Raw genomic sequence first — 11,748 nt, forward strand, 5'->3', positions numbered from 1 at the left:
CGTGCAAGGCCTTTGTCATGTTCTGAACACCACCACCCGGTTGCGGCCCGTCTCTTTTGCCTCGTACATGGCTTTATCCGCGCTTTCCACACAGGTTTCAGCGCTGGTTTCCGGCGAGGTAGCGGTGAATACTCCCATACTAATGGTAATCGGTTCCGGAAGCTGCCCACCGCTGCTGGCCTTGTCAAACCCGCTCAACTTGAGGCGAATACGTTCGGCAACCTGATGCGCGACATCGGACGGTGTATTTGTCAGCATGAGCACAAACTCTTCGCCGCCGATCCGCGCCGCGATATCCTGCGGTCGCACCGAATCGGTCAACAGGTTTGAGACAAACTGTAAAACCCTATCCCCCTGCAAATGACCGTAGCAGTCGTTAATGCGTTTAAAACGGTCAAGATCGCTCACGACCACCGACACCGGATGTGTCACCGTGGCCGTGTTTAGCGCGTGATTTAATGAATCATAGAAATAGCTGCGATTATAAAGACGGGTGAGGGGGTCGCGGATGGAATTTTGATAAGACTGCTGATATTTTACATGCGAGTCACGATACAAATTAAATACGTCGGAAAGTAAGATGAAAATAATCATTAACGTAGCGACAGTTTCGAATAACCGTGCCCGGTACCATGAAATATCTTCAGCGTGTCCGCCTAACAATAGCATGAGCAGAGTGACGATATAACAGACACATAAAAAATTGCCGCCGACCCAAAACAAATTCCTCACGCGGGTAATGGCCAACAGGGTGATTAACGTTACTACCCACAGGACGATCAAAATGATATTGATCGCCTGGCTCCAGAGAACCATAAACTGTCGGGTTTCATTATCCACCAGGTCCAGTGTGAGCAGGGTTGAATGGCTGGAATAGAACAATGCCAGCCCAAGCATACAGCCCGTAAAGAGCGAGGCGCCGACAACGATACCAACATGGGCGCTTCGTGAGAGCGCAGAATTGCGCAGGGTATACAGTAATGCTGCGACGATCATCAGCACCGCCATTAAAAAGTGGCGGAACATGTAGAAAATCATGGCGTCGTTATAGTTCGCTTCGTTGAACTGATAGAGATCAAGCCAGGCCGGGAAGCTGGCCAGTGTCCCCACCATCAGTAACGCCGAACCGGCAAAGGCCAGGGCAATGGGAACAAGATATAATCGCCTTTTGTCGCACCAGTATTTCATTGCCATAAAACAGGCAATAAACAGATGGAACACCAGAAGAAATATCGTCAGCGTAGGGAAAAACAAAGGTGAAAACGAAGGAACCCATTCAACAAGTTTTATAAAAAAACCTTGTAATACGGCAATGATAACAATACACCCAAGCGCGAAGGCCACAAAGCGGTTCTTTACAAATCGACAGATCGCAAGCATAGAGAATTTAAAAATTAAAAAAGGAAAAAGAGATTGCGAAGAGTCTAAGCGAGGGAAATAAAAAATACTTTGCGCACGGACAAGAACGGGTGAAATGAATAATTCACCATGTGAATATATTGTTCCAATATATTATTGGAAATGATGATTTTGGTAAATGGATGCGGTCTGAAAGACCACATCCATCAGGATATTAACGCGGGGAGACGGTGACCTGGCTGCCGTTGCTTGCAAGAACAACACGCTGGCCAGCAGAGAAGCGGGTGTTACCCTGTTTCTGCACAACCATAATAGTGCTGCCATCGTCTTTGCGGATTTCCAGCTCAACGCCCTGAGTTTTGTTCATCGCACCCTGAACGCCCTGACCCGCTACGCCGCCTGCAACTGCGCCCGCTGCGGTCGCCAGAGAACGTCCGGTGCCGCCGCCAATGGTATTACCCAGGAAACCACCCAGCACAGCACCGCCGATTGCGCCCACCACGTTCGTGTCATCGCCACCCTGAATCTGAACAGGACGGGCATTAACGATAGTACCGTATGTCACGTTCTGTACCTGTTTAGCTTCAGAAGCACTATATACGTCGCCGGAGAGTGAACTGTCATTCACACAACCCGCCAGTGTTAAACCAATCAGCGAAACGCCCAGTACACGTAAAATCATTTGACTCTCCTGTTCACCAAAAAACGCCCGGTTGGGGCATCCGTCATGGCTAAATTATATGGCATTCCTGACCACAGTTCATATCTTTGCATGCCGAATAAATAAATTTTACCTGAACAGGGCTTAACGGGACATAAACAAACATCGCCTGTGCTACAGGTCTGAGATTGTTAAAAATTATTATCACCGCATAGCAAAGCCGCGTTATTTATGATGGAGTGTTTGCACTTAGCCCATGTAACGTAAGGAAAGCGCATGAAATCGGGTCGCTATATCGGTGTGATGTCTGGTACCAGTCTTGACGGTGTGGATGTCGTTCTGGCCGCCATTGATGAAAACATGGTGGCGCAGCAGGCAAGCCTGACCTGGCCAATTCCGGTCTCGTTAAAAGAAGAGATCCTGAACATCTGCCAGGGGCAACAGCTGACGCTTTCCCAACTGGGCCAACTGGATGTGCGTCTGGGGGCGCTGTTTGCTGATGCGGTACTGGCCCTGATGCAGCAGGAAAGACTCCACCCGCAGGACATCGTGGCAATAGGCTGCCATGGGCAGACCGTCTGGCATGAACCTGTCGGCGAGGCGCCGCACACGATGCAAATTGGCGATAACAACCAGATTGTGGCAAAAACCGGCGTAACGGTGGTGGGTGATTTCCGTCGTCGTGATATGGCCCTCGGCGGGCAGGGGGCGCCGCTGGTTCCGGCATTTCATCAGGCGCTGCTGGCGCACCCGGTAGAGCGCAGGATGGTCCTGAACATCGGCGGGATCGCCAACCTGTCGATGCTTATTCCCGGGCAACCCGTGCGGGGGTACGATACCGGACCCGGTAATATGCTGATGGATGCCTGGATCTGGCGTCAGAGCGGTAAAGCCTATGACAAAGACGCGCAGTGGGCCAGCCAGGGGAAAGTGATCCTTCCCTTGCTGCAAACCCTGTTAAGCGATCCTTTCTTTGCTCTGCCTGCGCCAAAAAGCACGGGGCGGGAATATTTCAACTACGGCTGGCTTGAACGTCAGCTGGCGCGCTTCCCCGGCCTTGCGCCTCAGGATGTTCAGGCTACGCTGACGGAGCTCACCGCGGTGTCGATCTCTGAACAGGTGTTGCTGAGCGGCGGGTGTGAGCGCTTGCTGGTATGCGGAGGCGGAAGCCGAAACCCTCTGGTGATGGCACGCCTTGCCGCCTTGCTGCCGGGCACCGAAGTCACGACCACTGATGAAGCCGGGATCAGCGGAGACGATATGGAAGCGCTGGCCTTCGCCTGGCTTGCCTGGCGTACGGTTGCCGGTCTGCCGGGTAATTTACCCTCCGTAACCGGTGCGCGGGAGGCGAGCGTCCTCGGGGCCATTTTCCCCGCAAACCCGCGCCATAATCAGAGTTAACTGAAATTCAGCGGGAGGCGTAACCCGTAAAATAGGGAAAAACAGGAGGGCGGTTAGGCCCTCCAGGACCAGGATAGTCTTCGGAATCTGCCCATGAAAAAACTTCTTCTCATTGCTGTACCTTTTCTTATGACCGGATGCAGCGTCTATAACCAGTTCGTTGAGCGTATGCAAACCGATACGCTGGAATATCGTTGTGATGAAAAACCGCTGACGGTGAAGCTGAACAACCCGCGTCAGGAAGCCAGCTTTGTTTATGACAATAAGTTGTTGACGCTGAAGCAGGGAATGTCGGCCTCCGGAGCGCGCTACTCAGACGGGATCTACGTCTTCTGGTCGAAAGGCGACAGCGCCACCGTCTACAAGCGTGACCGCATTGTGCTGAACAATTGTCAGCTTCAAAATCCGAAGCGTTGAGATTTTTGAAGGGGGCGCGCACAATAGCGCCACCCAATCTCACTTTCAGCTAACGCCATGTCAGATAACGACGAACTACAGCAAATTGCGCATCTGCGCCGTGAATACACCAAAGGCGGTCTGCGACGCCAGGATCTTCCCGCCGAACCGCTGGTGCTTTTTGAACGCTGGCTGAAGCAGGCCTGCGAAGCGAAACTGGCCGACCCGACGGCGATGGTCGTTGCCACGGTTGATGAAAATGGTCAGCCGTATCAACGCATCGTTCTTCTCAAGCATTATGACGAGAAAGGGCTGGTGTTCTACACCAACCTGGGCAGTCGTAAAGCGCATCACCTTGAAAATAATCCGCGTATTAGCCTGCTCTTCCCGTGGCATATGCTTGAGCGCCAGGTGATGGTTACCGGCAAGGCGGAGCGCCTCTCTACGCTTGAAGTGGTGAAATATTTCCACAGCCGCCCGCGCGACAGTCAGATCGGTGCCTGGGTCTCTAAACAGTCCAGCCGAATCTCAGCCCGCGGCGTGCTGGAGAGTAAATTCCTCGAACTCAAACAGAAGTTTCAGCAGGGTGAAGTACCGCTGCCGAGTTTCTGGGGCGGGTTCCGCATCCCCATTGAGCAGATGGAATTCTGGCAGGGCGGTGAACACCGTCTCCACGACCGCTTTTTATACCAGCGCGACAACGGTGGCTGGAAAATCGACAGACTGGCACCGTAATCCCCAAAATTTGTTGATTTAAGCGCTAGCGCACACCGCGCTGGCGCTTTATTCTATGGTCCTTTCGCATCAGGCGAAAAGTCGTGTACCGGCAAAGGTGCAGTCGTTTATACATGGAGAATTTGATGGCAAGCAGTAACTTGATTAAACAATTGCAAGAGCGGGGCCTCGTGGCCCAGGTGACGGACGAGGAAGCGTTAGCAGAGCGACTGGCGCAAGGCCCGATCGCGCTCTATTGCGGCTTCGATCCCACCGCTGACAGCTTGCATTTGGGGCATCTTGTTCCATTGTTATGCCTGAAACGCTTCCAGATGGCCGGCCATAAGCCTGTCGCTCTGGTTGGCGGCGCGACCGGTCTGATTGGCGACCCAAGTTTCAAAGCCGCTGAGCGTAAGCTTAATACCGAAGATACCGTGCAGGAGTGGGTGGATAAGATCCGTAAACAGGTTGCACCGTTCCTGGATTTCGACTGCGGTGAGAACTCTGCGATTGCGGCGAACAACTACGACTGGTTTGGTGGCATGAACGTGCTGACGTTCCTGCGTGACATCGGCAAACACTTCTCTGTTAACCAGATGATTAACAAAGAAGCAGTGAAGCAGCGTCTTAACCGTGACGACCAAGGTATCTCTTTCACCGAGTTCTCCTACAACCTGTTGCAGGGGTATGACTTTGCCTGCCTGAACAAGCTGCACGGCGTATCTCTGCAAATTGGCGGTTCCGACCAGTGGGGTAACATCACCTCCGGTATCGATCTGACCCGTCGCCTCCACCAGAATCAGGTGTTTGGTCTGACCGTGCCGTTGATCACCAAAGCAGACGGTACCAAGTTCGGTAAGACCGAAGGCGGCGCGGTATGGCTGGATCCGAAGAAAACCAGCCCGTATAAATTCTACCAGTTCTGGATCAACACGGCGGATGCCGACGTTTATCGCTTCCTGAAGTTCTTCACCTTTATGGATATCGAAGAAATCAATGCGCTGGAAGAAGAAGACAAGAACAGCGGTAAAGCACCACGCGCCCAGTACGTGCTGGCGGACGAAGTAACCAAACTGGTTCACGGCGAAGAAGGTCTGGCGGCGGCGAAACGCATTACGGCGAGCCTGTTCAACGGGACCCTGAGCGATTTAAGCGAAGCGGATTTCGAACAGCTGGCGCAGGATGGCGTACCGATGGTGGAGATGGAAAAAGGCGCCGATCTGATGCAGGCGCTGGTGGACTCCGAGCTCCAGCCGTCTCGCGGTCAGGCGCGTAAAACCATCGCCTCTAACGCGATCACCATTAATGGCGAAAAACAGGCCGATCCGGAATATACCTTTACCGAGAACGACCGTCTCTATGGTCGCTACACGCTGCTGCGTCGCGGTAAGAAAAATTACTGCCTGGTCTGCTGGAAGTAATTAAAAGTATGCAGGGGCGTGGGAAACCACGCCCCTTTTGTTTTGACAGGGTTTGGTAAGTACAACATGAAGAACATCCTCGCCATTCAGTCCCACGTTGTGTTTGGACATGCTGGCAACAGCGCTGCGGAATTCCCGATGCGCCGCCTCGGCGTTAACGTCTGGCCCCTCAATACCGTCCAGTTTTCGAATCATACCCAGTACGGTAAATGGACCGGCTGCGTGATGCCGCCGTCGCATCTGACGGAAGTCGTTCAGGGGATTGCGGATATCGACCAGCTTAAACGCTGCGATGCCGTACTGAGCGGCTATCTGGGTTCGGCGGAGCAGGGGGAACATATCCTCGGCATTGTGCGCCAGGTGAAAGCGGCAAACCCCGCGGCGAAATATTTCTGCGATCCGGTGATGGGACATCCTGAAAAAGGCTGCATCGTAGCGCCGGGCGTTGCGGAGTTTCATGTCCGTCATGCATTGCCCGCCAGCGATATTATTGCCCCCAACCTGATTGAACTGGAGATCCTCAGCGAGCATCCGGTTAACAGCGTAGAAGAGGCTGTAAGCGCCTCTCGCGAGCTGATCGCCCAGGGGCCAGAGATTGTGCTGGTGAAACACCTGGCACGCGCAGGGTTGAGCCAGGACCGTTTTGAAATGCTGCTGGTGACGAAGGATGAAGCCTGGCATATCAGTCGACCGCTGGTGGATTTCGGTGCACGTCAGCCTGTCGGGGTCGGGGATGTGACCAGCGGTTTGCTGCTGGTGAAGCTATTGCAGGGCGCGAGCCTGCGCGATGCGCTGGAGCACGTCACCGCAGCCGTTTATGAAATCATGATTGCGACGAAGACGATGCAGGAATATGAGCTCCAGGTCGTCGCGGCACAGGATCGCATCGCGAAGCCGGAGCACTATTTTAGCGCAACGCAGCTATAGACACTGCCCGGCGGCGCTGCGCTTGCACGGGCCTACGGAATTTGTAGGCCGGGTAAGCGTCAGCGCCACCCGGCTCCCCAGGCCGCTCCGTTAATTCAACCCTTCCGCTTTCAGCGCCGCCGCCACCGCAGGTCGCTCCGCCACGCGCGTCATATACGATGCGACATGGTCTAATCCTTCCATGTTCAACTTAACCGCGCGCGCCCAGCGCAGAACGGTAAACAGATAGGCATCGGCGATAGTGAAACGCGAGCCACAGATCCACTGGTCGTCTTTCAGCGCGTCGTTAACGTACTGCAACTTTTTCTCCAGCAGCGCGCGCACGGTAGGTTTGTACTCTTCTGGCGTGTCCGGGCGGAACAGGGGCGTAAAGCCTTTGTGCAGTTCGGTGGCAATATAGTTCAGCCACTCCAGCGTTTTATAACGCGCAATGCTGCCGGTGGGGGCTAGGAGCTGACGATCCGGTACGTTGTCCGCCAGGAATTGCATAATCGCCACCCCTTCGGTCAGCAGGGTGCCATCATCCAGCAGCAGGGCCGGAACCTGCCCTTTTGGGTTAATCGCAAAAAAGTCATCCCCGTTTTCCAGGCGCTTTTTCATCAAGTCAACGCCGTCCAGCGTGAAATCTTTACCGCTCTCGCGAAGCGTAATATGGGAAGCAAGAGAGCAGGCGCCCGGTTTATAGAACAGTTTCATCGGTAACTCCTTTTTGCTGAGGTTCCAGCTATGTTAGTGCGCGTTCGGATAAAAAAAAAGCCGCTAATCAATTAGCGGCTTCTGTTCAGTCGTTTCCCGATGACATTACGCGTTCGCGGTTTTAATCGCTTTAGCGGATTTGTCGTCGTCCTGCGTCATACGATTCAGTTTAGGTGCGGTCAGCAGCATCAGTACGGCAATCACGGCGGTCGCGATACCAATTTGCATGAACACGGTGCCGTAGACATTCAGGGAAACCAGCGGGTCGGTAACGTTGTCTGGTACCGCCATCAGGTTCGCAATCTTACCTGCGATGATGGCCGCGCCAGCGGTAGTCAGGAACCAGCTACCCATGATGAAGCCCATCAGACGCTGAGGGACCAGCTGCGCAACCATCGCCAGACCCAGACCGGAGATCATCAGTTCACCGATGGATTGCAGCGCATAGCTCAGGATCAGCCAGTTAACAGAAACGATACCCGCGTCGGTCGCGAATTTCGTCCCCAGCGGCAGCACCAGGAATGCGCCAGAGCACAGCACCATACCGATAGCGAACTTGTGCGGCATAGGCAGACGGTCGCCCATCTTGTTATAGATAGCGGCCAGAATCGGGCTACCAATCATGATCCAGAACGGGTTCAGGGCCTGATACTGCTCCGGCTCGAACGCGATACCGAGGATGGAGTGCTCAACGTTGCGGATAGCGAAGAAGTTCAGAGACGTTGGCATCTGGCTGTACAGAACGAAGAAGATGATCGCTTCCAGCATCAGAATGAACGCCACAATCATCTTACGACGTGCCGCACCCTGCATCGCGAAGGCTTCTTTCGCGAAGATAATCACGATACCCAGCGCAACCACGCCCAGTACGGCACGTGCAACGCCCTGGTTATGCAGCAGCCAGGTGGCGACAGCGGCCAGGATCACGATGCCGACGATGGTTGCCAGCAGTTTGCCCATGTGCACGGGTTCGAAGTCTGGTTTTGAACCATAGTCTTTAACCCAGCTACGGCAGAACAGGAAGTTCACAACGGTGATCAGCATACCCACGAAGCTCAGCGCAAACGCTACGCTCCAGCCGAATTTTGCGGCCAGCCATGGGGTTGCCAGCATAGAGAAGAAGGAGCCGATGTTGATGGACATGTAGTACATTGTAAATGCACCGTCCAGACGTGGGTCATCTTTGCTGTAGCAGGTAGAGAGCAGGGAAGATGGGTTCGCCTTGAAGAGGCCGTTACCTACCGCGATGGTAGCCATGCCCATGTAAACCACACCTGCATCGTGCCCGGACCAGGCAACCAGCCCATAGCCAATCGCCAGAACAACGGCGCCCAGCATAATGACTCGTTTAGTACCGAGGACTTTATCGCCTAACCAGCCGCCGATAGCGACGAGGCCATACACCAGGGCGCTGAAGGAAGAGAATAGCGTGATGGAATCGGCTTCAGACATACCCAGCTGTTTAACCAGGTAAACCGCCATGATCCCTTGCAGGCCGTAGTAGCCAAAACGTTCCCATAATTCGATAGAGAAAATGAGATAGAACGCTTTAGGCTGTTTGAAAGCGTTAAGACTTACGCTCTCATCTGTTGGTTTATTGTTTGCAGTAGACACATATACCTCTTTTTTTACATCCCATATTAACGGGGGTGTTCATAGCGTGATGACCGTAGTCCATCCGCTTTATAGTTATATTGGGAGGGGAAACGGCGGGTAATGTTCACTATCCAGCCCCATCTGGCAATACGTTTGTAATAATCTGTTACATATAACTCTGGCGGTATAATCATCGGTTCCCGCAAATGTTATGCAGCTTTAAATTTCATTGGTTGAAAATTAGTGGTTTTTTTGACTGTGAGCGACCCTGTTTAATGGCTGTATGGCGATATGTTCTGCTATTTCGGGTGATTGGCAGTGATATAGCCCATGTTCTGAAAAATGACTGGTCTTATGTGCGGTGTTGAATAGACGAAATCTTGTCTGACAAAGGGGTTGGGCGGGTTTTAACAACAAAAATCCAACATCAGGTTATCAGAGTGATCGCGATCACAGATGTATAGAAATTTTTGGTGATGAAAAAACTATTAACCTGTTTGAGTGTTAAATGACCGAAGAATCGACAATGCGTAAAGGAGAAAGAGAGGGCAATTTATGGTCAATCGAGAAGATATCAGAGCCCTTGTTAATTCTAAGGGCTTGAACAGGTAAGAAGTAAGGTGGTTTACGCTCAGGGATAGACTTTTTCTTTGTATTCGCAGAGATCTTCGATAATGCAGGAACCGCAGCGTGGCTTACGGGCAATACAGGTATACCGGCCGTGCAGGATCAGCCAGTGGTGGCAGTCCACCTTAAATTCCGCAGGAACGACTTTTAACAGCTTCTCTTCAACCTCTTCCACGTTTTTACCCGGCGCGAAACGGGTGCGATTTGAGACGCGGAAGATATGGGTATCCACGGCGATGGTCGGCCAGCCAAACGCCGTGTTCAGCACCACATTTGCCGTTTTACGCCCGACGCCCGGCAACGCTTCCAGCGCGGCGCGATCTTCAGGGACTTCACCGCCGTGCTTCTCCAGCAGGATCCGGCAGGTCTTAATGACGTTTTCGGCCTTGCTGTTAAACAGGCCAATGGTCTTGATATAGGATTTCACACCTTCAACGCCCAGCTCCAGCATGGCCTGCGGCGTATTGGCGACAGGGTAGAGCAGGGCCGTGGCTTTATTGACGCTCACGTCCGTCGCCTGTGCAGAGAGCAGCACCGCGATCAACAGTTCAAACGGCGAGTTAAAGTTCAGCTCTGTCGTTGGATGAGGATTCTCATCGCGCAGGCGCGTCAGGATCGCAATGCGTTTCTCTTTATTCATACTGCTTTCTCGGGGATCCCTTCCTGTACGCTGCGTTCAGCGGCGCGGCGTTTACGTTTTTCATCAATCAGGTATTTTAACGCCAGCATCATCCCAAGGCCAATGAAGGCGCCAGGAGGTAGCATGGCCAGCAGGAACGGGGTGTCCGTATGGAACACCTCAATACGCAGCGACTTCGCCCAGCCGCCAAGCAGCGCGTCCGCACCGTCGAAGAGCGTACCGTTGCCCAAAATTTCACGCAGAGAGCCGAGGACGAACATGGCGGCAGTCGCGCCCATGCCGATGGAAAACCCATCCAGCGCGGATATGGCCGGATTGTTTTTCACCGCGAAGGCTTCAGCGCGGCCTACGACAATACAGTTAGTCACGATAAGCGGAATGAAGATCCCGAGCGACTGGTACAGGCCAAATGCGTAGGCGTTAATCAGCATTTGCACGACGCTGACCACCGACGCAATGATCATGACATAAATCGGAATACGGATTTCTGACGGCGTCCAGCGGCGCAAAACAGAAATGGAAAAGTTAGTCAGGGTCAGCACCAGCGTGGTCGCCAGCCCCAGCCCGAGCGCGTTGGTGGCGGTAGACGTCACCGCCAGCAGCGGACATAGCCCCAGCAGCTGCACCAGCGCGGAGTTGTTCTTCCAGAGACCCTGGACGATAACCTCTTTAACCTGGCTCATGGTCACTCCTCACAGGTGGAAAGATGATTGATCTGCGCGGGCAGCGTTTCGGCATACAGCCCGGCGCGCTTTACGGCGTTGACCACCGCGCGCGGAGTAATCGTGGCGCCCGTGAACTGGTCAAATTCGCCGCCATCTTTTTTCACCGCGAAAGCAGGATCGTCCTCGCCATGAATCATCTTTCCGGCGAAGTGTAAGATCCAGTCGCTTAAGCGTGTTTCAATTTTGTCGCCAAGGCCCGGCGTTTCGTGATGCTCCGTCACGCGCGTACCCAGTACGGTGCCGGAAAAATCGCTGCCCACCAGCAGCTGAATCGCACCGGAGTAACCGTCCGGCGCGGTGGCTTCCATGACGGCGCCCACGGGGTTATCGCCCTTGCGGGCAATATAAACGCGATGGGGTCCTTTACCAAGCTGCGGAGCCTGCACGACAAAGCAGCTTTTTTGCAGGTCATTATCGTAGAGATCGGATGGGATCACCTGATCGAACAGCGCTTTTTGCTGCTTCATTGCCTGCTCTGCAATGGTGGTTTTCGTCAGTTCATTTACCAGCGCGGTCAGCCCGGTGAGGGCGGCGGCGAAGATCGCCAGCGTGACGCCGTGTTTTTGCATTGTCTTTAGCATGGCG

Annotated in this window: 12 protein-coding genes; 5 read left to right on the top strand and 7 right to left on the bottom strand. The window is 53.6% G+C overall.

Translation table 11 applies throughout. The features are described 5' to 3' along the window. Positions 1–15: 15 nt before the first annotated feature. Positions 16–1,380, bottom strand: coding sequence for a GGDEF domain-containing protein (locus RY075_RS10115; RefSeq protein ID WP_023313968.1), 1,365 nt, complete (start codon positions 1,378–1,380; stop codon positions 16–18). Positions 1,381–1,573: 193 nt separating this feature from the next. Continuing rightward, entirely contained in the window at positions 1,574–2,041 is a 468-nt protein-coding gene (gene slyB, locus RY075_RS10120; protein ID WP_003857604.1) for an outer membrane lipoprotein SlyB, read from the bottom strand. Positions 2,042–2,296: 255 nt separating this feature from the next. Here slyB and anmK point away from each other — a divergent pair, with 255 nt between their 5' ends. The 5 genes from anmK to pdxY all read left to right on the top strand — a co-directional run bounded on the left by anmK (position 2,297) and on the right by pdxY (position 6,879). Then, on the top strand, positions 2,297–3,421 hold the full coding sequence (gene anmK, locus RY075_RS10125) for an anhydro-N-acetylmuramic acid kinase (RefSeq protein ID WP_022650944.1): 1,125 nt from the start codon (positions 2,297–2,299) through the stop codon (positions 3,419–3,421). 87 nt (positions 3,422–3,508) lie between these two features. Continuing rightward, positions 3,509–3,838 (top strand): C-type lysozyme inhibitor, encoded by a 330-nt coding sequence (gene mliC, locus RY075_RS10130; RefSeq protein ID WP_086527933.1) that lies wholly within the window; start codon positions 3,509–3,511, stop codon positions 3,836–3,838. A 57-nt stretch (positions 3,839–3,895) separates the two neighbouring features. Next, a complete protein-coding gene (gene pdxH / locus RY075_RS10135; RefSeq protein WP_003857601.1) occupies positions 3,896–4,552 on the top strand; it encodes a pyridoxamine 5'-phosphate oxidase in 657 nt (218 codons plus the stop codon). A gap of 125 nt (positions 4,553–4,677) precedes the next feature. Beyond that, positions 4,678–5,952 (top strand): tyrosine--tRNA ligase, encoded by a 1,275-nt coding sequence (tyrS, locus tag RY075_RS10140; protein ID WP_003857600.1) that lies wholly within the window; start codon positions 4,678–4,680, stop codon positions 5,950–5,952. 66 nt (positions 5,953–6,018) lie between these two features. Beyond that, positions 6,019–6,879, top strand: coding sequence for a pyridoxal kinase PdxY (gene pdxY / locus RY075_RS10145; RefSeq protein ID WP_045344119.1), 861 nt, complete (start codon positions 6,019–6,021; stop codon positions 6,877–6,879). A gap of 90 nt (positions 6,880–6,969) precedes the next feature. On the opposite strand, the gene gstA is transcribed toward pdxY, so the two are convergent. The 5 genes from gstA to rsxG form a co-directional block, all read right to left on the bottom strand. Then, a complete protein-coding gene (gene gstA / locus RY075_RS10150) occupies positions 6,970–7,575 on the bottom strand; it encodes a glutathione transferase GstA (protein ID WP_003857598.1) in 606 nt (201 codons plus the stop codon). 105 nt (positions 7,576–7,680) lie between these two features. Further along, positions 7,681–9,189, bottom strand: a complete 1,509-nt coding sequence (gene dtpA, locus RY075_RS10155) for a dipeptide/tripeptide permease DtpA (protein ID WP_003857596.1) — start codon at positions 9,187–9,189, stop codon at positions 7,681–7,683. A 613-nt stretch (positions 9,190–9,802) separates the two neighbouring features. Continuing rightward, complete coding sequence (gene nth / locus RY075_RS10160; RefSeq protein ID WP_003857594.1) at positions 9,803–10,438, bottom strand: endonuclease III; 636 nt, start codon at positions 10,436–10,438, stop codon at positions 9,803–9,805. Then, positions 10,435–11,121 carry an electron transport complex subunit E gene (locus tag RY075_RS10165; protein ID WP_003857592.1) on the bottom strand — a complete coding sequence of 229 codons (687 nt, stop codon included), beginning with the start codon at positions 11,119–11,121 and terminating at the stop codon, positions 10,435–10,437. Before RY075_RS10165 ends, nth begins: the two co-directional genes overlap by 4 nt. A gap of 2 nt (positions 11,122–11,123) precedes the next feature. Further along, a complete protein-coding gene (gene rsxG, locus RY075_RS10170; RefSeq protein ID WP_003857590.1) occupies positions 11,124–11,744 on the bottom strand; it encodes an electron transport complex subunit RsxG in 621 nt (206 codons plus the stop codon). Positions 11,745–11,748 lie beyond the last annotated feature (4 nt).

This window comes from Enterobacter sp. JJBC (assembly GCF_036936505.1).
Classification (GTDB): domain Bacteria; phylum Pseudomonadota; class Gammaproteobacteria; order Enterobacterales; family Enterobacteriaceae; genus Enterobacter; species Enterobacter hormaechei_C.